This window comes from Marinospirillum celere, assembly GCF_900112235.1.
GTDB classification, from domain to species: Bacteria; Pseudomonadota; Gammaproteobacteria; order Pseudomonadales; family Halomonadaceae; genus Marinospirillum; species Marinospirillum celere.
Genome location: NZ_FOLH01000002.1, coordinates 224,373 through 248,346 on the forward strand (window position 1 = coordinate 224,373; position 23,974 = coordinate 248,346).

Here is a 23,974-nt window from a genome sequence, read left to right on the forward strand (position 1 = left end):
GCTAAAGAATTTCTGTGGCCTGCCTTCACCAACTTGACGATTTACGATCCCTCTGCCAAAATTCCTGCCGTTAAAGTTATGTTATAACATTTTATAATCTGATTGGCTTTGGGGAAAATCATGAATAAATTTGCTTTGAAAGCATCGGCGATGGCCGTTGCTGCCAGTCTATCCTCTGGTGTTTTGGCTTCCGAACACAATCTGGACATGCGGGTGTCTTTGATTCTGGACGGCATCTACTTCAATGAACTCAAGCACGGGGCTCACAGCCCTGCTGGTTTTGGTGGTGGTCACGATCATGGACATGATCACGGCCATAGCCATGGGATTGAAGAGGGCTTTAATTTGGGGCATTCAGAGCTAGCATTTGAAGCCAGTCTTGGCGAGCTGCTGGATGGCGTCTTATTGCTAGGTTTTGATAACGATCATATCGAGGTCGAAGAAGCCTATTTGAAAACCCGAAGTCTGCCTGCTGGTTTCCAGGTCAAAGGCGGTAAGTTCTTGTCAGACATCGGCTACATCAACAGTCGTCACAGCCATGACTGGGACTTTGTTGATCGTCCTCTGGTTAATGAATATCTCTTTGGTGATCATGGCTTGCAGGAAACCGGTATCCAGGCCACCTGGTTGGCACCCAGTGACACCTATACCCTGATTGGTGTGGAGTTGTTGCAGGGTGAAAATGCAGAAGTGGCTAACTACATCGGCGAGCAGGAAGCAGAAGACGGAACCGACCGTATTCTAAAGGATCGTGCGGGCCCTCGTCTGCTGACTGCTTTCACTAAGTGGGCACCGGATCTGGGGCATGATCATGCTCTGCAACTGGGTGCATCCGGTGGCTATAGCTTCAGCTATCAATATACCGATCAGCACTCAACCCGTCATGAAGACTGGGAAGGTACAGCCTGGTTTGCCGGTGTGGATGCGGTTTACAAGTATGAATCCGGGCGCAGTTACGGACAGGGTAACCTGACCCTCCAAGCTGAGTACTTCTACCGTGAAATTGATGTTGATCGTCGTGATGTGAATTTTGAAGCTGATGGTAATGGTCCAATTGGCCATATTCGCAATGTATCCAGCTTTAAAAACAAGCAGGATGGTCTTTATGCACAGGCGGTCTATGGTTTTCTTCCCCGCTGGGAAGCGGGTGTGCGTGCTGAAGCTTTGGGCCTGACCAATGATCTGGGTCGCGGTGATGGCACCAGTCATGATGCTTCCTTTCGTTATTCCGGTCAGCTGACCTTCCGTCCTGTTGAGCCAATTTTCCTTCGCGCTCAAGTCAACCACAATGACTTTGCTGAAGAAGGCGATGGTCACAGCCACGGCGGTTGGGATTTGATGTTGCAGGTTAATGTGGCATTGGGTGCGCATGGTGCCCACACCTTCTAGAAAGCTTAGATTAACTATTGCGCTGGGTGATACTGCGTTGAAATTGATCTCAAAATGCTCATTTACTAGCTGTAAACTGCGCTTTTTCGTTCAATTTTGCCTTGTCTGACCTGCGCTCATCACGTTAATCCTAAGATTTCTTCGGGGTCAAGGTGTATTGGGGACTTACGAGTCCCCTTTTTTTCTTAAATTAAGTTTAGATAAAGGAGGCCTCATGAAGAAGCAGCTAGGGCTTTCACTGGTTTTACTGGTTAGTTTGTTATTGGCAACGGCCAGTTGGGCAGGTTCCTTTAGGATAGTAACGACCACTTCGACTCTGGGAATGTTGGCCGAAGAGATAGGTGGTGATTTGGTGCAGGTGCGGGTGCTGGCTGCACCGGATCGAGATGCGCATGATTTGGATGCTCGTCCCAGTTTTATGGCTGCTGTTCGCCGGGCTGACCTCTTGATTGAAATGGGGGCTGGACTGGAAGAAGGCTGGCTGCCTGCAGTGACCGGCAATGCGGCCAATCCGGCTGTGAATTATGGTCGTCCTGGGCATTTGCGGGCTTCAGATTTTACCGATTTACGTCCCTCAATTACTGTTGAAGGCCCGAACACTGGGCATGTTCATGAAGAGGGCAATCCGCATTTCAACCTTGATCCAGATCGTATGGCAAGGGTTGCTCAGGTCATCGGTCGTCGTTTGGGTTTTTTCTTCCCTGACCAAGCAGAAGAGCTAGAGGCAAGGGCTGAAGCTCTGGGCCAGCAGTTGCGAGATCATGCAGGGAGGCTTGCCGCGCAGGTAAAGCCAAATCAGCAATTTATCATCTACCACGAAGATCTTGATTATCTAGAAGAGTGGCTGCCGGTAAAGAACGTTGGTTATTTGGAACCTATTCCTGGCCTGCCACCCACCTCTTCGCATCTGCGTGCTTTGGTGCAGGAGTTTTCCGGGCAGGAAGGGCGAGTGCTGTATGCTAATTATCAGCCTTCACGAGGAGCCCGCTTTCTGGAAGAACACCTGGGCTGGCCGGGCTATGCACTACCCCTGGAGCCTGCAATAGGTTCAGGCTTGGAAGGTTATTTGAATTTAATGACTGAATGGGCTGCTGCTTTTGAACAAAAATGATCTGCCCAGGCTGCATTTGACCGGCTTGGTGCTGGGCTATCAGCAATCTCTGACTCCGGCTATCCATTGGCAGCTGGAAAAAGGAGATAAGTGGGTGATCACTGGCCCTAATGGTTGCGGCAAATCTTTACTGCTAAGAACCTTGGTTGGACAAGTGCAGCCGCTGGCCGGCCGTTATCGCTGGCAATCGGATATTCAGTGGGTCTATCTGGCTCAGGAGCATCCACGTCCTGGGCTTTGGCCGATGAGCGCAGGGGATTGGTTACAAGCGATGGGGGTGACTGAAAAACAACTGGAACTTGTTCAGCCCCTGTTGAGCAAACGTCTGGACCAACTCAGTGGAGGTCAGTGGCAACTGCTGCGCTTGGCTTCGGTGTTGGCTTCCGGTGCAGATGTCCTTCTTCTGGATGAGCCCAGTAATCATTTGGATGTGCGGGTACGTGAGCAGAGTCTGGCACTGCTGAAACAATTGCAACCTGAGCAAAGCCTGCTGATGGCAAGTCATGATCAGGAGTTTATTCAGGCTTCAGGTGCCAAGGAAATGCCTATGCAGCAACTCTGGGCGGGGGAGGTCACTGATGCTCTCTGAGCTGTTGGGTTCTTTTCTCTTCTGGCCCTTTATTGGTGGTTTATTGATGGCGGCCCTCCTGGGGCTGGGGGGAGCAGCTTTTTTTATTAAGGGTTCCGCCTGGCAGGGTTTGGCTCTGGCTCAAACAGCGGCTACAGGTGCCTTGGTTGCCAGTGTCTTGGCTTGGCCCCTGGTCCCTACAGCACTGGGTTTTTCAGGCCTTTTGATGGGTTTGCTGCAGAATAAAAAAGATCAGGAGCGCTTAGCGCTAGCCGCTTTTTTGGCCGCCTTGGCAATGACAACCCTGTTGGCCAGTAATTTTTCCCAAGCCAGTCTGGCAGCGGCCCGTTGGATGGAAGGACAGGTGTACTTTCTGGCCTTCAGAGATATCTACTGGATACTGGCATTAAGTGGTCTCACTCTGCTGCTTTTGCCCTGGCTTTATCGGGTTTGGTTATTAAGTCAGTTGGGTGCCGATCGAGGTTGCCGGAAGCCCGCTGGACGTCTTTTGGAATTTCTGGATTTGGGTTGGCGCTTGCTGTTGGTGGTGCTGGGTAGCCTGACTCTGGGCTTGCCTGCTGCTCTGGCCGGCCTTTTGTTGCCCGCCTGGACAGCGGCACTTTTTGCCCGCAATTTGAAAGCTTTTTTTCTGTTGAGTCTTGTTTTCAGCCTGACTGCATTTTTATTGGCTTGGGTGCTGGCTCTTTGGGGCGATCAACCCTTTGCACCGGTACTGGTACTGATTGCCCTGCTCCAGGGTGTTGGCTGCTATCTATTGAAACACCTAAGAGTTAGGGTTTCGCGAGGTTAGATTATGCACTACTCATCTGATGATCCTCTGGTGATGACCCGGATTTTTGAGCCGGAAGTGAATATGGTCGTCTGGCAGCAGGAGCAGCAAGCTTCTGCCTATGTTCATGAAATTTTGCAATTACCCTGGAAGCTGAACTTAAAAGCCAGTTTTCCACTGCAGGATTTGGACAAGAGCCTCAACGAAAGCCTACCTGATTTGACCGCTAAGGATGGATTTATTGATCAATTGGTAGAGCTGGGTGAGATGTTTGCCTGCCTCTTTGATCAAGAGCGTATTGGTTGGCGTATGCAGGTGCTGGATCAACCCATGTGTCCAAGATTTCATGTTGATCGCGTACCCTGCCGCTTGGCAGCAACCTTTGCTGGGCCAGGGACTGAATGGCTAACTCACGAACAGGTTGATCGAAGCTTCTTAGGCCCACGGCATCCTGAAGAAGCGGCGTTGGAAGGCCGCCTTTATCAACAGGACACCCAGATACAGCGACTGCAAACCGGTGAGGTGGGGTTGCTTAAAGGCAGTTTATGGGAAGGTAATGAAGACAGAGGGCTGGTGCACCGCTCCCCAGGTGTTCCTGCGGGACAAAAGCGTCTCTTGTTGACGCTGGATCTGGCCAGTTGAATTTAAAATTCTTTGCAAAACGGCTCTACTCCAAGCGAAGCCTTTGCGCTAGGATAGTTGAAGGCTTTGTTTGGAATTCATTATTATGAAATACAACCGCAACCTGAATACTTGGCTGCTACTTTTTGCACTGGCTGTTATGGTCAGTCGAGTACTCACGCCTTTTTCAGTGCCTGCAGTTGTTGTTCATGATAATGGTTATATTGAAGTCTGTTCTTGGCACGGTGGTGTTAATCGTGTTCTGATTGATACTGATGGCAACCAGTTCGAATCTGAACAACCCTTCAGCCATTGTCCCCAGTGTGTTGCCAGTGCTGCGCTAGTTGCGCCTGAGCTGCTTAAAATCAGTGAACAGGCCTCGCCTTCCAGAAATCCTGTTTTAGCGTTTCAACACCAGAATGCCCACCCACTTTTTGTTAGCCTGCCACCACCCGGTCGTGCTCCGCCAACCTTGTTGTCTTGAAATCATGAAATCGGCCTGAAAAAGGCCACCATTTTTTCTAAACAAGGTGAATACCATGCTTCGTACCTTCTTTTTTGCCTGCCTGCTCATCCTGGCAGGGCAGTTAGCTGCACATGATTTCCACTTGGCCGATCTGCGCCTGGTTCATCCCTTTGCAACCCCTACACCCCCCAGCGCCCAGGTAGGGGCGGTGTATTTTGATATTTCCAACGAGAGCAACACGCCCGCTCGTCTTGTCAGTGCCCGAGCAAATATTGCTGACAAGGTAGAGTTGCATGATATGGCAATGGACGAAGGCATCATGAAAATGCGCCAAGTCTCCCAGATTGAAATTGCTGGCAAGGAAACTCTGAAAATGCGACCTGGTGGTGGTTACCACTTGATGCTAATTGGCTTGCAAGAGTCTTTAACAGCGGGTGATAGCTTTCCGCTTTGGCTGACATTTGAGCAGGAAGGTGAGATTCGTGTTGATGTTTGGGTTGAAGAGGCCTCGGAAGGTGGTGCGGCTGCTGATGCACACCACCACCATCATCATTAAAAGCTAAACCAACAAGAAGGCTGTTTTAAGTTGAATGAAAAAGGGCAGCAGCCCTAGCTGCTGCCCTAACAAAAATGAAGTTAGATAGCCTTTAACCAGGGAGCCGGGGTATTTCTGCGCGTTAGCCATTTGCTTGCAACGGCATCATGAGCATGCAGGCTTTCAAAGTGCTCTACGTGAATCTTGGCATCCAGCCACTGATCACAGGTTTCAAAGATTCCAGCTAAGCGGCGAGCAGCATCCTCGCAGAACATCTGATTGGCACCATTGCGAAGAGCAAAAGCCTGTTCATCGGGACGCTTGACGGCGGTTTGTACTGCTGTTCCCAATACCTTTTCAGCTGCTTGCAAGCGTTCAGCTATTGAGAAGGTATCAAGATTTTCCAGACTGGATACCCATCCCAAGGTAGCTTGGCTGCGTTGGCTGTGCGGTGTGGCTAGGCTGGCATTATTTTTGAGCCAGGCGGTTACCTCCTGAGCACTAAGCAGTGGCTGACTGGAAAACTCTTCTGCAAAAACTTCAGCCAAAGCCTCACGAGAAAGGGCTGACGAGCAAGGGCAGGTTGAAGAATAGAGAAGGCTGGTTTCTTCCAAAAGTTCATAACCCTGTGGAGTGACTCTAGCTACCAAGCGAATAGGATAGGCTTGCCAGCCTTGGTGACCACTAAGTAAAGCGGATGCCTTGCGTAGCCACTCAAAACTTAGCTCCAGGCGAAGCTGTTCACTGCTGATGCCTTGGGTTGCCAAAAGCTTTTGAAGGGTTTTACCGAGTAATGCAGGTGTTAACTCTTTGTGTTCCAGTAGTTGTTCCAGACCCAGATAGAGGCGGGACATATGAATGCCGCGTTGCTGGGCATCCAGATCAACGGTAACGGTAATTCTGGCAGTTACTTCCTGACCAAGAAATTGCAAACGAATGGGAATGCCAGCCATGCCTACCTGGTCAAGATGTAGGCTTTGGTGAGTTTGGCTGGCGACATCGGGTAGCTGGGCGTTCATAAAGCTTCCTGAGTAAAAAGTGTTATGTTATAACATTTTTTACTCAGGAAATAGCCCTACTGATTTTTATATCAAGTCATTTTTCACTCATTCATTTCCGCTGACTGGTAACGCAGGCTTAGGTGCCCTGATTGGCCTGCATCGTCGTAATAGCCAATGACTTGCAGAGCGTAGCGGGCTGCTTCTTCACTGCTGCTGTCGGTATCGATCAGGTAAACACGGTAGTTGGGCCAAAGTTGGTGACCACCGCCGATGCCATAGGCATACCAGGGGGATTCGGTGAAAATGCCGCTGGTGGTGTCGGCTGCAAAACCAGGTTGAGGCGAGGGCACGTCACTGGCTGAGGTGAAGTCACCCTGATCAGACCAGGCAAAGGCTCCAAAGCTGCCCGCTTGGCCTTCACCACTGACACCACTGTTGGTGCGGAGGAAGAAATCACGACCTTGAAAGCCCAGCTGGATATCCCAGTCATTGCCTGAACAGTCTGCGACCTCCTGATTGTTTTCAAAGTCAAAACATAGGGTGCCGCTGCTGAGGGCGCTACCTTGCCAGGTAATGGGCGCTGCTGAGAATTCAGACTCACCCTCTTGCTGGACATAAAATTCAAACTCAAAGCTTTTAATGCCCTGGCCTTCACGGGTGGGAAAGTCCAAATCCGTCATGCGCATTTTGGCGTAGGCCTTGCCTGAAGCGGCACGCACAACCCAGCCCTTTTGATCATTGGCCGTATAATGACCACTGCCGTGGTTATAGCTAGCCCAATCCATACCAAACGAATTGGTGATACTTTCGCTGCTCCAGTCTCGGGCTCCAGGTTCGTCAAAAGGGCCATCCAGTAGATAGAGTTCGCTGTTGGCACTCATGCCCTGAAACTGAGCTTCGATTGGCTGTCCTTGCTGGTCATAAAGATGTTCTTGGGCTTCTGCCAAGGCCGCTCTAACCGAACCTGGGCCTGAAGCTCCGGTATTGAGTTTGATGTTCATCCGCCGGGCAGCCAGATGCCAGTCAGTAGAGGTGGCAGCTGCTTCGGCATCCAGTTCCAAGGTTTCGCCAGTATCCAGATTTAGGTAGACCCAATCGGTATTGCTGGTGGCATCCAGAGTGATTTCCTGCATGCCAGCGATTTCAGACGGGTCATCATTAGAGTCACTACCAGATGAGGAGTCGCTGTCCAAACAGCCAGTCAGCAGTAAGCTGCTCAGTGCCAGGGCGAGGGTGGATTTGTAAAAAACAGGGGAAGAAAATTGCTGTTTCATGATGGGTCTCCATGTATTTAAAAGTGACCATCCAGGCGCAAACCGACGAAAACATAGCGTCCGGGTTTGGGGCTGAGGTCGTTGTGATCATCCAGGTCTGGCAGTTCATCGAAGAGATTGTCGATGCCGGCCAGCAGGGTGAAGGGTTTCAAGTGATAGTTGGCGCGCAGGTGGAAGCGCTGCCAAGCGGGTGAAATCTGGGTGTTGTCACTGTCGGTAAACTCACGTGACTGGTATTCACCCAGTAGGGTGAGTTCAAAATTTTGGTAGTTGAAGCCGATATCGCCCTTAATTTGGTGGGTGGGGCGGCTACTGAGTTCTAAACCTGTATCTGGATCTTCAGTTTGCAGCCAGGTGTAGCCCAGTTGCAGTTTCCAGTTGGGGTGAGGCTGCCATTGGCTACTGACTTCGCTACCCCAGGTTCTGGCCCTATCCTGATTTTGATAGTTATAGACTTGCAGTCCTGCAGCCTGGCTGGCTTGCGGGTCATATTCGTGAATAATCAGCTGCTCTATGTCATTGAAAAAGAAATTGATATCCAGGCTAGGGTGGTGGCGATTTTTGGGTTGCCAGTCTGCGCCGGCTTGCAAGCTCCAAGAGCTTTCCGGTTCCAGATCTGGGTTGCCCAGCACCTGATAGCCCTTGTCACTTTGGTCAAAAACAAAATAGCGTTCTTTAAGATTGGGAACCCGATAACCGCGACCTAAACTCAAGCGTTGAGCGAAATGACCTGCGTTCATTTTCGTACGATTAAAGAGGGTTGCTGAAGGAGTAACAAAGGAGCCAAAATCACTGTCGTGCTGGTAGCGGGCACCGACTAATAGCTCCAGGGAGTCAGTGATGAAGACGTTATCCTGCAGATAGGCTTCCAGGTTGGTTTGTTCGGCATCTTCCTGAATTTCGTCTTCTCTTTCCCTGCCTGTCGAAGACCAGGTGTCTTTAAACTGATCCAGGGTTTCCTGACGGGCCAGGGCGCCCAGGGTGACTTGATGTCTGGCATGCCACCAGCTGCTCCATTGCAGCTCAGTGCGCAGGTTGTTTATTTCGGCTTCACGACGCATCAAGGGGGAGCCATTGATGCGCGAGTCCTGAGTGATGTTTTGGAAAAGAGAACCACTGGCTTGCAGTTGAATTTCGCCATCCAGGGGTGTCGACTTTTTCCAAACCATTTGCAGGCCGGGTTGTTCAACACTTTCTTCCTTAATGCTGCGGGCCTCCATGCCACCAGGTAAGGGAGTGGCCTGGCTTTTGCTTTTATCTTCCTGGAACCAGCTGGGACGAAAATAAAAATCACCCCAGTGTTGGGTTTGCAGGTTAAGTTGCGCATTGAGGTTTAACTGTTCCAGCTGATGCCCATCCTGAGCAAAAGCATCCGGCTTTAGGGTGTAGCCTTCATCCCTTCGCCAGTCGATACTGACTTCCAATTGCGCTCTTTTACCGGCCAGGCTGGCCAGTGCCTGAATTTGTGAGCGATCCAGTGGGTCGCCATCGCCAGTTTCCCCCAGGCTTCCGGCAAGGGTCTGGATGCGATAACGCGAAGTATCAGGTTGGCGAGTAATAATGTTAATCACGCCACCCATTGCTGAAGAACCATAGAGGGCAGAGGTCGCCCCGCGTACCACTTCAATCCGCTCAATATCGGTAATGGCAATTTGGGTCAGATCGACACTGCTTCCTGTAGAGGCAATAGCGGGTACACCATTGATAAGCACCAGTACCCGCTCACTATCCAGCCCCTGCATCCAGACTTCCTGGCCTTCTTTGCCATGGGTGGTACGCAGATAAACACCCGGCAGGTGGCGCAGCGCTGCTGCCAAGTCTCTGGGCTGATAGCGATCCAGCTCTTCCCTGTCGATAACCTGCGTTCTAACCGGACTGGCAGCCAGATCCCGGGTTGTCCGGGTGCCAGTAATAACCACAGGGTTAAGCTGTGCATAAACAGATTCAGCAACCTGATCAGCGATCAGTAGGTTGGATGAGCATAAAAACAAAACCGTTGTGGAACGGATAAAAAGCCGAGACCAGCCTTGCATTGCATTTCCTGTTATCAAAAGTCAGGGGTTTAGGGCTGGCTAAACTTGAAATGCAAGGTTGGCTGGCTATAATAATAATTATCAATTACGGATGCTTATAATAACAATGTAGATTGACAGTCTGTCAAGAGGCAGGCTAAGCTATTTTTCAGCCAGCCAAGGTAAGCAACCAGCCAGCCAGACTTTTTAATCCTAAACTTCTAAGGAAGCTGACCATGACTGCTGTTAAAGACACTTCTGAAACCTCATCCCTATTTCAGGCCCTCTGTGAATTTCGTGACAGAAAACAACCTGGCTTCATGGTGGATTGGGCCAAGCAACTAAATACCAGTGAAGGTGCTTTACAAGCTTGCCGTATCGGTCAGGAAAAAGTTTGGGCGATTCAGGATATTCGCAAGGTGCTTAAATTCTTGCCAAAGCTGGGGCGAGTGCTGGCTTTGACGCGAAATGCCGGTGTTGTGCATGAATACAAGGGGTGCTACCCAGAACCGAAACTCGGTGAGCAAGGACGCCATGCTTCAGGAATTTTCCTGGATATTGGCGGGCTGGATTTACGCTTGTTTATGGATCACTGGTATTGGGGCTGTGCTTTTGAAGAAGAAACATCCAAAGGCAAAAAGCGTAGCCTGCAGTTTTTTGACCATTATGGGCAGGCTGTCCACAAGGTGTTTGCTTTGGAGGAGTCGAATATTTCTGCCTGGGAAGAACTCTTATCTGATTTGGCTGCTGAAGATCCCAGCCCCTTGCCCGAGTTTGTTCCTCAGCCATTGGCGAGCAACCCTGCGCCAGTCAGTCCTCAGCAGTTGGCTGAAGAGTGGCGGCAAATGACCGATGTTCACCAGTTTTTCAGTTTGATCAGAAGACATCGGACCACCCGTTTTGCTGCATTGCAGGCCGTCCCCAGTGATTTGAGCCGTCCTGTGAAATCAGGTGCTTTGGAACGGGTAGTTGAGCAGGCTGCAACAAGCGGTATGGAGGTGATGTTTTTTGTTGGCAGCCGTGGCTGTGTACAGATTTATACCGGCAAGGTTTCCGGCTTCAAGCCTATGCGAGGCTGGCTGAACCTTTTTGAACCCAACTTTACCCTGCATGCTGACCCAAGCACCTTTGCACATGCTTTCGTGACTCGTAAGCCCCAGAGCGGCGGCTGGGTAACGAGCTTGGAAATCTTCGATTCTGAAGGGCGTATTTTATTGCAAATGTATGGCCGCAGAGATGAGGGTGAGCCAGAACAGCAAGCCTGGACTGAGCTGTTAGCCAGTTTGCCTGACGCTTGAAGTAGGGACTGATGATGTTAAGCATCCGTTATCCAGCCGCGAGTTTCTTAATGGGCCTGCTATTGAGTTGCTGGTCTACAGCTTTGGTTGCAGGCTCAGCTCCTGAACGTATTATCAGCCTCGGAGGCGATGTCACCGAAATTGTATTTGCCTTGGGTGAAGGTGATCGCTTGATTGCCAGGGACACAACCAGTCAATTTCCACAGGAAGCAGAAAACTTGCCGGATGTTGGCTATTTGCGGCAGTTATCTCTGGAAGGCATTTTGGCTTATCGCCCAGATTTGGTTCTGCTCAGCGAGGCCTCCCGGCCAGCGCCCATTGCCAATCGGCTTCGCTCGGCCGGGGTGCGTGTGGAAAGCATCAGCTATCAGCAAGACCTGCAAGGTGTCCATCTCAAGATTGCTCAGATTGCTGAGGCTTTAGGTGTTGAAGATAAAGGTAAGCGTCTCAGTCAACGCCTTGAAGAAGAGCAGGAGTATTTGGCTTCTAAGGCCAGGCTTTGGGATAAAAACGCGGTTTTTATTCTCAATCATGGTGGGATGAGTGCTCCCTTGGTGGCGGGCCAAGGTTCCAGTGCGGATTCCATGCTCTCCCTTGCGGGGATTAGTAATGCTGTCGAAGGGCTAAGAGGCTATAAACCCTTAAGCCCGGAAGGCTTGATTGGTGCCAGCCCTGAGCTGGTGATAGTGACGGAAGCCGGATTGCGATCCCTCGGCGGTGAGACGGGTATCTGGTCCTTACCGGGCTTGTCCAGAACCCCAGCTGGACGGAGTCGTCATTTGATCGTAGTAGATGATTTGGCCTTTTTGGGTTTTGGTCCTCGTACTCCAACCGAGCTGATTCGCTTGCGAGAACAGGTGGAGCAGCTTTGATATGCAAACTCAATCCTTAGGAAAACCCGGCCCCTTGCCTAAAGGAATGCTGTTGTTGCTCCTAATCCTGGGGGGGGCACTTTTGGTTGCCTCTCAAGCAGGCGCTTTGGGTATGGGGCCCTGGCAAGCTTTAAGAGGACAGATGTCCGCTTATGACTGGCAACTTTGGTCAGCCATACGCTTACCGCGTTTACTGCTTGCCCTGTTGGTTGGGGCCAGCTTGGCCATTGCCGGTGCGGCCATGCAGGGGATGTTTCGTAATCCCCTGGCTGATCCTGGTTTACTGGGTGTTTCCAGTGGCGCAGGCTTAGCTGTTGCCCTGTGGATACTCCTACCTTTTCATTTGCTGCTTGCCGATCACTGGAACTGGGCGGGTCAGATGCTGGCTGCCTGTTTGGGTGGTTGGCTTGCCTGTTGGTTGGTTTTCAATCTGGGTAAAGGCCGACAAACCTCGATGCTCTGGTTACTTTTGGCGGGGCTGGCAATCAATACCCTTGCGGGCGCTTTTAGCGGTTTGCTGAGTTATTTGGCCGATGACCAGCAGCTAAGACAAATGAGCCTTTGGGGCATGGGTGGGCTGGGTTATGTGCAGACTAGAGAGTTGCTGTTTGGAGCCCTGCTGATGCTGCCAGGCTTGCTGCTCTTACTGCATGTCAGAAAGGATTTGGATGTCCTGCAACTGGGTGATGTTTCTGCCGCAAGTACCGGTTTGGATGCTGACCTTCTGAAAAGAAAAGTGGTACTGGGAACAGCTTTGGCCGTTGGTGGAAGTGTTGCTCTGGCGGGTATTATTGGTTTTCTGGGCTTAATGATTCCCCATCTGTTGCGAATGATTTTTGGACCCGGTCATCGTTTCTTACTGCCAGCTTCTGCACTGGGCGGTGCCAGTTTGCTACTGATAGCCGATGCTTTGGCAAGAACTCTGGCAGCACCTGCTGAAATACCTGTAGGCCTGCTCACCAGTTTAATTGGCGGCCCCTACTTTTTGTGGATGTTGTCGCGTGGACGCAAAAAGGAATAGGTGCAGATGAACCCAAATGTGACTCTTGAATCCTTAGGTATGGCTGCAAAAGGCAACTGGCGTCTCAGTGAGCTTTCATTGCAGCTCTACCCGGGTGAAATTACGGCAGTTTGCGGCCCTAATGGTGCTGGCAAATCGACCCTACTTGGGCTCTTGGCTAATGACTTCCAACCGACCTGCGGTGAAATAAAACTGCAAGAGCGGCCACTGAATAGCTGGTCAAACCGGGAATTGGCTCGAACCCGCTCCAGGCTTGAGCAGCAAGTCACCATCAGTTTTGATTTTCGTGTTGAAGAAGTGGTTGCCCTGGGACGTTTTGCCTGGCAGGAAATACCTGAAGAAACAGACAAAATTGTGGAGGCTGCCTTGCAGGCTGCAGGCGCTGATCTCCTCAAAGGACGTTTGATTACTCAGCTTTCTGGGGGGGAAAGGCAGCGTGTCCATCTGGCTCGCGTTTTAGCACAAGTTTGGGCTGTTCCTAGAGCGCTTCTATTGCTGGATGAGCCTCTATCTGCTCAGGATCTGGGCCAGCAGCAATGGATTTTTCGCTGCTTAAGGCGGCTGGTTAAGGAATACCAGTGGTCTCTAGTGGTGGTGCTGCATGATTTAAACCTGGCCAGTCTCTATGCCGATAGGGTGCTTTTACTGGAAAAAGGGAAAACTCAGGCGTGGGGTTTGCCTAAAAAGGTCCTGGATGTAGATCACTTAAGCCGTGTTTATGCGGCTGAGCTGGATATTTATGCTCATTCGCAGAAGCAACAGCAGGTTTTTATGATTGATGTTTAGAGGTTTCTATGGAAAAAATAGCCAGCTATCTGGATAGCTGGCTATTAGAGTTTACAGCTGTGATTGCTGGTAGTTCTTCATACCAATACGTTCGATCAGGCCCAGCTGTTGTTCCAGCCAGTAAGCATGATCCATTTCCGTGTCATCCAACATTTTGCGCAGGATTTCGCGTGTTTGATAATCCTGTTCCTTCTCGCAAAGCGCCATGGCTTTTTTCAGATCGTCAACAACCTGGTATTCAAGATTCAGGTCATTAGTCAGCATTTCTTTAACATCCTTGCCAACCTTGATTGCTGGACGGGTCGTTACCATGTCAGGCGTGCCTTCCAGAAAAAGAATACGCTCAATCAGATCCTTGGCATGCTGCTTTTCATCATCAAACTCATGAGAAATACGCTCATACAGCTTGGTTAGGCCCCAATCGGCATACATTTCCGAATGGATGAAATATTGGTCCATGGCAGCCAGTTCGCCGCCCAGAAGATGGTTTAAAGAGTCGATGACCTTTTTACTGCCTTTCATGATTTATTCCTCCGCTACGGCTGCTTGAAGATAGTTTTCGATGCCCATTTCGCCAATCTGGTGCTGCTGGGTTTCCAGCCAATCCAGGTATTCCTCTTCATTTTCCAGAATTTCTTCCAGTAGATGGCGGCTGACAAAATCTTTTTCCTCTTCACAAAGGGCAATAGCAGTGCGCAGCTCTTTGATCATATCCAGTTGTAGGGCTTCGTCGCATTGCAGCATTTCCTGAGTTTGCTCACCTATACGCAGTTTTTCTAGGTGCTGTAGGTTAGGTAGTCCTTCCAGAAACAAAATACGTTCAATCAGTTCATCAGCCTGCTTCATATCCTTGATGGATTTTTTGTAAGCGGCCTTGTTGAGTTTTTCAAAGCCCCAGTTACGAAACATGCGGGCATGTAAAAAGTATTGGTTGATAGATGTCAGCTCCAGCGTTAATAGCCGGTTGAGCTGATCCTTGACGGCTTGATTGCCTTTCATGGTCATCACCTGATGCGTTGGTTTTAAAGTTAAGAGGAGTTCTAGGGCTGGCTTGCCGGAAGCGGGCTGGCTGGCAAATTCACAATGAAGCTTAGTCTTTATTGGCGCATAAATCAAAAAAATCCAGCAATGACAGGGGTTTACGGCTGTCAATGCAAATCGTTACAAGTTGAGACGTGGGTAAAATAGCAACTGATAACCATTGCGTTTATGCGAATAAGAAGCTAATGTAAATGATTCCTATTCCGTAAAACCTAAATGAAGGTGATTCTATGAAAAAAGTACTTGTAGCCGTTATCTTGTTAGTAGCAGCTTCTTGGGTTCAGGCTGATAATCGACCTGACCACTTTAAGGGGCTTCCAGCAGATACCTTACAGGAAGCGGTAGCCAACTTTTCTGAATATAACAAAAAGTTAGAAGCCATGTTGGACAAGGGTTTTTCCCGACGCGACCTGGGGGAAGTTCATCGCCTGACCTATACGCTTGAGAATGCTTTGGAAAAAATTCATGAAGAAGTGACCCAACTGGTTGATACCTTAGAAGACCTCCATCTGGCTTCTGAAGGTGCTGATCCTGAAACCGTGCGGCAAAAAGCGGTCATTTATCTTGAACCAGCGCAGACCTTGATTAAGTAACTCTTCAACAAACTCCTTAGGGAGCCATTGGACTGCCGTTTCCGTCTTTTCAGTGCGTCCCTATAAAAGTCGCTCAACTTACTAAATGGCAAGCAATTGTTATAAGATACATTTCTTATTGACAATCATTATCATTAAGAATTACAATTGGCAATGTTTCTTGAAGTGCAAATCGAGGAAAAGGGTATGAGTGTTCAAAATAGTCATGGGCAGTCTCTAGATAGCGAGCTGAAGTCGAGTGCTAGAAAAAGCAGCCCCAAGAATACTCTTCAATCCCATGAATTATTCGGAGATCTGCGTCAACTGCAGATCGAGCATGAAGGTGAGCTCTATACCTTGCGTATCACAAGCAAAGGCAAGCTGATCCTCACTAAATAAATAGAAAATAAATCCAGCCAGCCAAGAGTGAGTTCACTCCAGCCAGCCAGTGATCTTGTAAAATCCAACTGGAGAGAAGGAATGAGCAATAATAAAACTCGGGCTCAGAGTGACTTGCAAGCTACTGAGATCAGTCAGGGTATCCAATCCATGAAAAAAACTGCTCTGGCAATAGCTGTTTCCAGCATGGTTGCAGTTAGCAGTGTTCAGGCTCAGGAAACGGGAAGTGATCAAACTGAAAGATCTGGTGTGCGCCTTCCTCAGATGAATATAGTAGGGAACACGAGTGATGATGTATCTGCTCAACCCGGTGCTGTCACTTTGATTACTTCTGAAGATATTGAGCAAAGTAAGCCCCGCTCAACTGAAGACGTTCTTCGCCGTGTGCCAGGTATTTATATTAAAGGTGAAGAAGATAGTGCTGTAGTGACTAATGTTGGTGTGCGTGGTCTTCCTGCTGGTGATTATAAAACGCTAGTTTTAGAAGATGGTGTTCCTGTACAGCCTGGAACCTTTGTTGGTAACTCACGCTACTACAACCCACGCATCCAGCGAATGGAAGGCGTAGAGCTGCTTAAGGGGGCTTCTTCTTTACGTTATGGGCCAAACAATATTGGTGGTGTCATCAATTATCAAACCAAGACGCCGGATGAGGGTGTTGCAGTTACCGGTCGTGTTGGCTCCTGGGCTACCTATGAAACCAGTATTGAAGCAGGTGGCCGCTCTCCTTCCGACGACGCCTATTTTGGTGTGATTGCAACCCATGCTCAAAGTGATGGCTGGATGGATAAAGGCTGGGAGATGACGGATGTTATGGTTAAGGCTGGGACAGAAATAAACCATAATCAGTTTGTAGGTGTTAAATTTTCGTATTACGAAAATGAAGCTAATATTTCCTATCGTGGCTACTTTGAAGATGCCTATGATGCTGGTGCAACCTTTAATCCTGGCAAGGACGATTATTTCCTAACTGAACGCAAGTCTTTTGATGTTAATCATGAATGGAATATCAGTTCAGATATGCAGTTGAAGACAGTTGCTTTTTGGAGCGAAATGAATCGGGATTATTGGCGCTATAATGTAGATGGTACGACTCAAAATGCTGATGGTCACACAGTATGGAACTTCACTGACGTACTGGAAGGTCGAAATCGTGATTTTCAGCGTATTGGTGTTGACTCACGTTTAGTCGTGAATCATGCATTATTTGGTATTGGCAACAAGGCTGAGCTGGGTGCCCGCTTGATGCAGGAAGAAATGCTGGATACTCGACCTCGTGCATCCAGAGACACGCCACGTGATCCTGTTTCTTTAGGCACTGCTCAAGGTGAGTCCGCTCTACGTAGAAACCGTGAAGACTCTGCAGATAGTCTGGCAGTGTTTGCCCAGAATCGCTTTGATATTGATGACCGCCTCTCGGTTACTGCGTCTTTACGTTTAGAGACCTACGAACAAAAGCGTAAAAACCTGCAGGCAGCTACTGACGCCAAGGATACTTACTCCAACACTGAAGTTCTTCCAGGTCTGGGTGCAACCTACTGGTTAACTCCTTCTGCCCAAGTCTACGGTAGTGTTTACCAAGCCTTTGCACCTCCTGTTGTTGGTAGTGTTGTAGGTACCAATGACAAGCCAACCGAAGCAGAAAAATCCTTAAACATAGAGTTGGGTGTACGTGGTGGAGACGACTTGTTTAGCTATGAACTTACAGCTTTCCACATGGATTTCTCTAATCAAGTAGATCCAGGTATTTCAGGAATTAGGAGTCCTAATGAGGGTAGTGCACTTATTCAGGGTGCTGAAGCAGCCCTAGGTTATGAGATAGGCCATGGATTTCGTGTAGATGGGAATGTGACTTGGATTCCTACTGCAGAATATGGTGAGGACCGTGCAGGTGAGGCAGACAAAGGCAATCGTTTAGCTTATTCACCGGAGTGGACTGCCAACGTGGCTCTGGGCTATCGAACAGACACTTTGCAAACAGCGCTGTTGTTGAACTTCACAGATGAAGTTTATGGTGACGGCATGAATCGTAAAGAAATCGACCCTGAAAGCTACATGGGCGGCTTGATTTCCAGTTACTACACACTGGATTTGACTGCTAGCCTGGAGGTGATGGAAGGCTTCAAGGTGTTTGGTGCAGTTAAAAACCTGACGGATGAGCGGTATATTTCTGGTTTACGCCAGGGTATCTATGTAGGACCTGAGCGTAACTTTGAATTAGGTGCCCGTTACCAGTTTTAAGTACTCACAAGGTACAGGTAAGAAGCTTTTTACAAGGGAAGTGAAAAGCTTTTTCACGGCAGGGTAGCAGAGCAAGCGTTCTCACCATTTAGTGAGTTGGGGAAATCCGTACAAACGGGTTTCCCCTTTTTTATTCCTGCTTGCCAATTAAATTTTGACATAGGCCAGATTATAAATGATAATCATTATCGAATGATAAGAGTGCTTACTTAGCCAGCCGTTGCTCAAGCCAGCCAAAGCACCCGGTTTTTATTGCAAAACCTTGCAAAAAAAGGAGCTCACTATGAATGCTTTGGCTAAAATCTCTCCGTCCTTTCAACCACTTTCCTTGCTTTACCAGGCCTTTGTAGGGGTCCGTGAAGCCCAACCCTTATTGGGACTGACTGGCTGGAGTCGCTTGTTGGCGACCAGTGAGGGTGAGCTTCAGGCTTCGCGCTTAAATCATGAGAAGGTCTGGCCCTTGGAGGATGTCTTTTCATTATTTTATTTACTGTCCAGTCTGGGCGAGGTAGAAGTTCAGACATTTAACAATCTGGGCTGGGCCAAATACCAGGGACGTTTTAATGCACCTGATCTTTGTTTGGATGACCCTCAGCACCTGGAGTTGGAATTTCGAACTGCCAGCATGCATATGAAGCTGGATTTGGAAAAATGGTACTGGGGTTGTGCCGTTGAGGACCGTCCTCCTGAGCGGAGTGTGCAGCGCAGCCTGCAATTTTTCAATTACCAGGGTAAGCGTTTCTTAAAAATTCATGCTGTGCCTCAGACCGATGAGCTGGCCTGGCATAACCTGATTACAAATTTTGCAAAAAAAGAATCAGCTGCAAAACCCCTCTTTGCTGCACAGCAGGATCAGAAGCAATTGACCCCTCCTGCTGATATGCAGCAGTTCAGTCAAGAATGGCGATTAATGAGTCATGCCAAGCAATTGTCGGTTCTTTTAAGAAGACACCAGGCTGATTATCTGCCTGTTTTACAGCATTTGGATGCAAAGTTTGCGCGAGAAGTAAGCCTGACTTCATTAAGTCAATTATTGAAAAAGTGGACCGGCTTGTCTGACATGACCAATAAGCCGCGCTTGAAACTGAGCTTTTATACTGAGGGTTGCATGCAGGCAGTCAGTGGCGTGCTCCAGCCCCCCAGGCTACAACACAATCAGCTCTGTATTGCCTATGCAGATGGCTGTGTGCATTGCGATCCCCAGCAGCTTGAAGAAGCTTTTGTTGTCCGTAAACCCGAAGGAGATGGCTGGGTGACTTCCTTGGAAATTTTTAATGGTCAAGGTCAGTTGGTTCTCAAGATCCAGGAAGAAAAGCCTGAGTGTCAGCCTGAGAATCTACTTTATCGTGAAATTTTTCAGGCCTTGTCTTAAAGGAGGTGGATCATGTTGAAAAATGCACTCTGGTTACAACTTGTTGCTGTGGGTTTAGGGCTGAGTATTTTGGCTCCTTTGCTCAGTCATCTGGGCTAAAAAAACACTTAATTTGATTAAAAATCGCTTGCAAACACAAATGAGAAAGATTAACATTAGCATATGGATCGAGAGATCCTAACTTAAGACTAGGGTTGTTTACAGGTTCCCTGTGTTTTAGGTTCTCCTCATCATCAAGCGAGTCTTGGCCGCCCTAATTAGGGCGGCCTTTTTTTTGCAAAAAAGTGAGCGTTAACCCTGGTTTTTGCAGCAAAAAAGGTGTGACTCGGAAGTCCTTAACCAAAGACGTGTTAGTAAACTCTAGAGTTAATTTCAGAGGCTTCCCAGGCCTTGGCAGCATTGAAAACCTGCCAAGGGGAAGTTTTTTTGATGAAGGTAGGGGTGTTCTGGAAGAATGGAAGGCTTTACTAAAAGGTGCCTTGGAATTAAGCAGCGACTATTTCGCAGCCATTGCAGGCTTGTTTCTCGCTATTTAGAAGCTGTTTGGCTGTACATACACATTTGCCACACTGACTACCCAAGGCATATTCTTTGTAGAGGTCACGCATGCAACCCGCACCCTGAGCAATGGATGTTTTGATTTGTTGATCAGTGATTCCTTTGCAAATACATACATACATGGTTGCGCTCCCGTAAATGCTAATGGTTCGCAAGTAGATTAGTGCGTTTGCCTCCCTTTTGCAAGTGGTAATTGTTGTTATTTGTATTTGCTTCTTGGAGGGCTTGCTATCTAGAACCGGGCATTTTGTATGCCAGGCTGACAAGAGAGAAGCGGGTTAAGAGTAGACAATCCAGATAATGGGAATCAGCCCAACAAGTAGGATCGCTAGTACGCCTGCCAAAGAAAGCAGAACTTTCAACGGCTCTGTTGCCAGGCGGTCGACAAAACGGGGTGCTTCACCCCGGGCTTCCAGCTCGGCTTGTTCTGCTCTTGCTCGCTGCGCACGCTCTTGTTGGTACTCGGCGAGGAGTTTACGTGCGGCTTCTGCTTCTTGATTGCTGCGTATCCAAATGGCATTGACACCAAGTCGCCAGCGACCTGCTGAGGTTTCGTAATAGTCAAAGCCCTTTTCATCAAGCAGTGCTCGAACTTCCTGAGCTTCATCATCTGGTACATTGTTAAGTTTGAAGAGTAAAACAGCCATATCGACTCCTGATTTTAGGCTTCACGGACATCCCAGCGGGCTGAAGTAACGGAAGGTTCCAGGCTGAGACGGCCAATCACTTTTTCAACAACCGCATCATTGCGTTCGCTGGCAAGTAGTTGTGCTGCCACTTTAACGCGAATTTCTTCTTGTTCAACCAGGTTTTCGCTTTCGAGTTTTTGTAGTTGCAAGCCACTCCCTGCCAAACCTTGTAGTAAAAGGGCTCGAATGTGAGCTTCGTCGGTTTCCTTGCAAACAACATCCATCATGTAGTTCCACCAGACTTCACCCTGTACTGCCTCTTGTGAAGGTGGGGAGCTTTCTGCTCCCCGGTCAGATCCATTAGACGTGGTGTACGTTTAGCCTGCTACTCCGGCAGGGATATCCAAAATCCAGGTTGCCATACCAAAGTAGATGACAACACCAACTGCATCAGCAACTGAAGTGATCAGAGCCACAACCAGAGCAATTTCCATACCACCGCGCCAGACACCCAATAGGGAAACTGCAACGGCCATGGTGGCACCCAGCAGACCGGCAACAGCCAGTTCCTTGCCGAGCATCTTGGCCCAATCTTTCATGATGACTTCACCGGTGGCCAAAGCACGAACCATCAGGGTTGCCGACTGGGAGCCAGCGTTACCACCACTATCCACCAGCAGTGGCAGGAAGAAGACCAGAGCGACATAGGCCGCGATGGTGTCTTCAAAATAGGCAATACCGGCACCTGAGAAGATGTTACCGAAGACCAGTAAGACCAGCCAGAACACCCGCTTCTTATAAAGTACATGAACGGTGGCTTCTTTCAGGCTACCGGCCAAGCCGCTAACCGCACCATGGGCGCGGAAATCCTTGTCGACCTCTTCAGAGGCAACGTCCATCGCATCATCGTAGGTGACAATACCAGCCAGGCGATCACCACCATTAAGAACGGGTATAGCCATCAAGTCATATTTGCTGATCGCTTGGGCCACGACTTCCTGTTCTTCTTCGGCTCGGACAAATACGGGATCGGTGGTCATGAAATCCCGGATTTTTTCGTCGGGTTCCGCCATGATCAGATCTTTCAAAGAAACAGTACCGACCAACTGTTGATCCTTGTCGACAACATAGGCCTGGTAGATGGTTTCTTTATCTTTACTGGTCCGGCGCAGCTGAGCAATGGCTTTTTCAGCCGTTAACCCTGCTTCTAGCAGAGCAAAGTCAGTGGTCATTACCGCACCAACAGTACCCTCTTCATAAGAAGCCAGCTTCTCCAAGTCAGCCCTTTCAGTTGGCTTCATTTCGGGCAGAAGTTCTTGCTGCCTTTCATCAGGGAGCTGGTTGTAGAAGTCGACCCGCTCATCATGAGGCATGGCTTCTAGAGTATTGGCAAGCTCTTGCTGCTCGAAGTGCTCACTAATGGCCAACTGCATGGTTAAGGGCAAATAGCCAAGAATTTTGGCTTTGGACTCAACAGGGGCCAAGCTGCTGAGCTTCCTGAAAAGAGAACTCTTCTTCTTCCAGGATGATTTTTAAGGCTTCAGCAATATCAGCATTGTGGTTTTCTTCAACTAGCCTGACCATGGCTTCGCCATTCTGCCTCATGAATAAAGCTCTGAGTTCTTGTATCAGGTCTTTTTGAGACATAACAAACTCCCAAGGTTCAAGGGTGAAATTGAACCCAACAGGCATTACTGACCACTGCAGGGAACTAAACTTAAAAAGTCCAGCTACGAGCAGGATGAGAGACGCATCGCTGTAATTTATCGGGGTTTGATTGCGTTTCTATAAAAACGGCTTCAGAAAAGATAACCAGGGCTAGTTGCTACCAGCCTGATCAAAAGTGAGGGACAAGGCGGGTAAGAACTAGACAGGGTTGCCTCCAGTAAGAAGCAAAACCCCGATTAATAATCGACTTCGTGGGTCGTCCATTGTCATACACCTTGTTGGTTATTGATAAAATCGTGCGAACCCTGGTTAGATGCTATGTCTTTGTCAAGTTAAAGTGTTGATTTTTTGTCGTATTGCCGCCTGGCTGCCTCTTGCCCTAAGTTTGGCAAGCACCAGGGCCTGCAAATGCACGGGTAGGTCTGAGTAAACAAGCATTTTATGCCGATAGGGTAGGGCATTCAAAAGATCAACGATTTCATTCAGACTAAAACAGCCTTGGAAGAAGAGCCATGCAAAGGCTTTGGCAAGCAGCTTTTCATTCCAGGTTTCTAGCAAAGTGACCAAGCTTTCGCAGTCTTGGTGAATATTGGCATGGCTTAGGTCGCGAATAAGCCTCTGGTCAATAGCCATAATACTTTCCTTTGGGTAGGGTAGCTTACTGCCGACTTCCAGCAGTAAGCTGCTGGTTAATTTACATGGTGATGCCAAGCAGCCAGGCGGCAATCAGGAAATAAACCAAAAGGCCTGAAAAATCCTTAATAGTAGTTATAAAAGGATCAGCACCTGGGGCATGATCAACACCAATTTTCAGCATGATCCAGGGTAGTAGGAAACCCAGAACACTGGCCGTGGTGATGGAATACATCAGCGCACTACCAACGACGACACCAAGCATGGGCAAGTCATTGGGAACCCCCTGCCAGTAGTGAGCAATGACACCAGCCATCAAGGCCAGGGCAGCACCCATGCTTAAGCCGAATGATCAATCAAACCACCGACCAAAAGGCCACCAGCGAGGGTTACCAGCAGAAAGGCAATACGAACTTTCAGGGTGTAACCGATACCGCCCAGCGTCAGCTTTTCACTGCGAACCGTGTCTTTCATATGTAAGGGGTCACCAACACCGGCTTTCCAATAGATATCTTCCGAGGTTTCCTCTTCCAGAATGTCCATGGCATCGTCAAAAGTCAGTACCCCCTGCAAGCGTTGGTTTTCATCCACCACAGGCAGCATTGGGATATCTCTTTTCTGGAGTAGGCGTGCAGCAGCTTCCTGATCGCTGGTTTCAGTGACAAAAAGATCTCGGCCTTTGGCCAGTGTTTTCATCTGGGTGCTTTCAGGCGCGCGCAGGAGAGTGCTAAGACGAACAAAGCCGCTGTAGCGACCACTACGGCCACTGACAAAGACCAGGTTGAGTTGGTCGTTTTTAAGGCAAGAAGAGCGGACCATATCCAGCACTTCTCCAGCACTGAGGTTTTCACTAACACTCAGATAGCTACCGCGCATCACTTTGCTTACGGGGTGAGCAGCTTCCTTTTCTTTTGCTGCAGTTTGCATAGACTGTTTTAAAGCCAGGCTTTCAGACATAATTAAACTCCTTGATTTAATATCAAGGCGCAGGCAACTCTTGTCTATTTTGATTTAACTTTTAAATAGACAATATAAAGGCGTGACTTATCAATAAAGATAAATCAAAACCAGAAGTTTTTTTATGGCATACCTAATCGAGCGCAGTCGGAAAAGGGCA

General features: G+C 48.9%; 28 protein-coding genes. 15 read left to right on the plus strand and 13 right to left on the minus strand.

Features of this window, described 5'->3' with window-relative positions; genetic code table 11:
• Positions 1-120: 120 nt before the first annotated feature.
• From BM185_RS05570 to BM185_RS05600, 7 genes are all read left to right on the plus strand, one after another.
• Positions 121-1,389, plus strand: coding sequence for a TonB-dependent receptor (locus BM185_RS05570; RefSeq protein ID WP_091960541.1), 1,269 nt, complete (start codon positions 121-123; stop codon positions 1,387-1,389).
• Positions 1,390-1,603: 214 nt separating this feature from the next.
• Positions 1,604-2,500 (plus strand): metal ABC transporter substrate-binding protein, encoded by an 897-nt coding sequence (locus BM185_RS05575; RefSeq protein ID WP_091960544.1) that lies wholly within the window; start codon positions 1,604-1,606, stop codon positions 2,498-2,500.
• A complete protein-coding gene (locus BM185_RS05580; protein ID WP_218149390.1) occupies positions 2,487-3,089 on the plus strand; it encodes an ATP-binding cassette domain-containing protein in 603 nt (200 codons plus the stop codon). The genes BM185_RS05575 and BM185_RS05580 overlap by 14 nt, the downstream gene beginning before the upstream one ends.
• Complete coding sequence (locus tag BM185_RS05585; RefSeq protein ID WP_218149391.1) at positions 3,079-3,879, plus strand: metal ABC transporter permease; 801 nt, start codon at positions 3,079-3,081, stop codon at positions 3,877-3,879. The genes BM185_RS05580 and BM185_RS05585 overlap by 11 nt, the downstream gene beginning before the upstream one ends.
• 3 nt (positions 3,880-3,882) lie before the next feature.
• Complete coding sequence (locus BM185_RS05590; RefSeq protein ID WP_091960547.1) at positions 3,883-4,500, plus strand: DUF1826 domain-containing protein; 618 nt, start codon at positions 3,883-3,885, stop codon at positions 4,498-4,500.
• Between the two features lie 85 nt (positions 4,501-4,585).
• Positions 4,586-4,963 (plus strand): DUF2946 family protein, encoded by a 378-nt coding sequence (locus BM185_RS05595; protein ID WP_091960549.1) that lies wholly within the window; start codon positions 4,586-4,588, stop codon positions 4,961-4,963.
• Between the two features lie 55 nt (positions 4,964-5,018).
• Positions 5,019-5,501 (plus strand): copper chaperone PCu(A)C, encoded by a 483-nt coding sequence (locus BM185_RS05600; protein ID WP_091960552.1) that lies wholly within the window; start codon positions 5,019-5,021, stop codon positions 5,499-5,501.
• Between the two features lie 80 nt (positions 5,502-5,581).
• Here BM185_RS05600 and folE2 read toward each other — a convergent pair whose 3' ends face one another.
• The 3 genes from folE2 to BM185_RS05615 form a co-directional block, all read right to left on the minus strand.
• Positions 5,582-6,499 carry a GTP cyclohydrolase FolE2 gene (folE2, locus tag BM185_RS05605; RefSeq protein ID WP_091960554.1) on the minus strand — a complete coding sequence of 306 codons (918 nt, stop codon included), beginning with the start codon at positions 6,497-6,499 and terminating at the stop codon, positions 5,582-5,584.
• A gap of 83 nt (positions 6,500-6,582) precedes the next feature.
• Positions 6,583-7,755: an HmuY family protein gene (locus tag BM185_RS05610; protein WP_091960558.1), complete on the minus strand. Its 1,173-nt coding sequence runs from the start codon at positions 7,753-7,755 to the stop codon at positions 6,583-6,585.
• A 17-nt stretch (positions 7,756-7,772) separates the two neighbouring features.
• Positions 7,773-9,788, minus strand: coding sequence for a TonB-dependent receptor plug domain-containing protein (locus BM185_RS05615; protein WP_091960562.1), 2,016 nt, complete (start codon positions 9,786-9,788; stop codon positions 7,773-7,775).
• Between the two features lie 215 nt (positions 9,789-10,003).
• Here BM185_RS05615 and BM185_RS05620 point away from each other — a divergent pair, with 215 nt between their 5' ends.
• From BM185_RS05620 to BM185_RS05635, 4 genes are read left to right on the plus strand one after another with little or no spacing between them, the layout of a single operon-like run.
• On the plus strand, positions 10,004-11,065 hold the full coding sequence (locus tag BM185_RS05620; protein WP_091960565.1) for a hemin-degrading factor: 1,062 nt from the start codon (positions 10,004-10,006) through the stop codon (positions 11,063-11,065).
• An 11-nt stretch (positions 11,066-11,076) separates the two neighbouring features.
• Positions 11,077-11,937, plus strand: a complete 861-nt coding sequence (locus BM185_RS05625) for a heme/hemin ABC transporter substrate-binding protein (protein WP_091960568.1) — start codon at positions 11,077-11,079, stop codon at positions 11,935-11,937.
• A gap of 1 nt (position 11,938) precedes the next feature.
• The gene (locus tag BM185_RS05630; protein ID WP_218149392.1) at positions 11,939-12,958 is read left to right on the plus strand and encodes a FecCD family ABC transporter permease; all 1,020 of its coding nucleotides are present in this window, start codon (positions 11,939-11,941) and stop codon (positions 12,956-12,958) included.
• Positions 12,959-12,964: 6 nt separating this feature from the next.
• Complete coding sequence (locus BM185_RS05635) at positions 12,965-13,744, plus strand: heme ABC transporter ATP-binding protein (protein ID WP_091960571.1); 780 nt, start codon at positions 12,965-12,967, stop codon at positions 13,742-13,744.
• 51 nt (positions 13,745-13,795) lie between these two features.
• Here BM185_RS05635 and bfr (BM185_RS05640) read toward each other — a convergent pair whose 3' ends face one another.
• Together bfr (BM185_RS05640) and bfr (BM185_RS05645) are read right to left on the minus strand one after the other, a co-directional pair.
• Complete coding sequence (gene bfr, locus BM185_RS05640) at positions 13,796-14,266, minus strand: bacterioferritin (RefSeq protein ID WP_091960574.1); 471 nt, start codon at positions 14,264-14,266, stop codon at positions 13,796-13,798.
• Positions 14,267-14,269: 3 nt separating this feature from the next.
• A complete protein-coding gene (gene bfr / locus BM185_RS05645; protein WP_091960577.1) occupies positions 14,270-14,743 on the minus strand; it encodes a bacterioferritin in 474 nt (157 codons plus the stop codon).
• A gap of 272 nt (positions 14,744-15,015) precedes the next feature.
• Between bfr (BM185_RS05645) and BM185_RS05650 the strand changes: the two genes are divergently transcribed.
• From BM185_RS05650 to BM185_RS05665, 4 genes are all read left to right on the plus strand, one after another.
• Positions 15,016-15,378, plus strand: coding sequence for a DUF6746 family protein (locus BM185_RS05650; RefSeq protein WP_091960580.1), 363 nt, complete (start codon positions 15,016-15,018; stop codon positions 15,376-15,378).
• Positions 15,379-15,564: 186 nt separating this feature from the next.
• The gene (gene hemP, locus BM185_RS05655) at positions 15,565-15,756 is read left to right on the plus strand and encodes a hemin uptake protein HemP (RefSeq protein WP_091961325.1); all 192 of its coding nucleotides are present in this window, start codon (positions 15,565-15,567) and stop codon (positions 15,754-15,756) included.
• A gap of 81 nt (positions 15,757-15,837) precedes the next feature.
• Positions 15,838-17,997 carry a TonB-dependent receptor family protein gene (locus BM185_RS05660; protein WP_218149393.1) on the plus strand — a complete coding sequence of 720 codons (2,160 nt, stop codon included), beginning with the start codon at positions 15,838-15,840 and terminating at the stop codon, positions 17,995-17,997.
• A gap of 283 nt (positions 17,998-18,280) precedes the next feature.
• Positions 18,281-19,369 (plus strand): ChuX/HutX family heme-like substrate-binding protein, encoded by a 1,089-nt coding sequence (locus tag BM185_RS05665; protein ID WP_091960583.1) that lies wholly within the window; start codon positions 18,281-18,283, stop codon positions 19,367-19,369.
• 485 nt (positions 19,370-19,854) lie between these two features.
• Here the strand turns inward: BM185_RS05665 and BM185_RS05670 are convergent, their stop codons facing one another.
• The 8 genes from BM185_RS05670 to BM185_RS05695 form a co-directional block, all read right to left on the minus strand.
• Positions 19,855-20,049, minus strand: coding sequence for a (2Fe-2S)-binding protein (locus BM185_RS05670; RefSeq protein WP_091960586.1), 195 nt, complete (start codon positions 20,047-20,049; stop codon positions 19,855-19,857).
• Between the two features lie 156 nt (positions 20,050-20,205).
• Positions 20,206-20,574 carry a DUF6164 family protein gene (locus BM185_RS05675; RefSeq protein WP_091960588.1) on the minus strand — a complete coding sequence of 123 codons (369 nt, stop codon included), beginning with the start codon at positions 20,572-20,574 and terminating at the stop codon, positions 20,206-20,208.
• Positions 20,575-20,588: 14 nt separating this feature from the next.
• Positions 20,589-20,843, minus strand: coding sequence for a hypothetical protein (locus BM185_RS05680; RefSeq protein ID WP_177203484.1), 255 nt, complete (start codon positions 20,841-20,843; stop codon positions 20,589-20,591).
• A gap of 90 nt (positions 20,844-20,933) precedes the next feature.
• The gene (gene mgtE / locus BM185_RS05685; protein WP_218149394.1) at positions 20,934-22,040 is read right to left on the minus strand and encodes a magnesium transporter; all 1,107 of its coding nucleotides are present in this window, start codon (positions 22,038-22,040) and stop codon (positions 20,934-20,936) included.
• The gene (locus BM185_RS14715; RefSeq protein ID WP_218149395.1) at positions 22,027-22,203 is read right to left on the minus strand and encodes a hypothetical protein; all 177 of its coding nucleotides are present in this window, start codon (positions 22,201-22,203) and stop codon (positions 22,027-22,029) included. Before BM185_RS14715 ends, mgtE begins: the two co-directional genes overlap by 14 nt.
• A 348-nt stretch (positions 22,204-22,551) precedes the next feature.
• The gene (locus BM185_RS05690; protein WP_091960591.1) at positions 22,552-22,857 is read right to left on the minus strand and encodes a hypothetical protein; all 306 of its coding nucleotides are present in this window, start codon (positions 22,855-22,857) and stop codon (positions 22,552-22,554) included.
• A 61-nt stretch (positions 22,858-22,918) separates the two neighbouring features.
• A complete protein-coding gene (locus tag BM185_RS14720) occupies positions 22,919-23,194 on the minus strand; it encodes a magnesium transporter (protein ID WP_218149396.1) in 276 nt (91 codons plus the stop codon).
• Positions 23,195-23,196: 2 nt separating this feature from the next.
• Positions 23,197-23,814, minus strand: coding sequence for a CBS domain-containing protein (locus BM185_RS05695; protein ID WP_218149397.1), 618 nt, complete (start codon positions 23,812-23,814; stop codon positions 23,197-23,199).
• Positions 23,815-23,974: the final 160 nt, after the last annotated feature.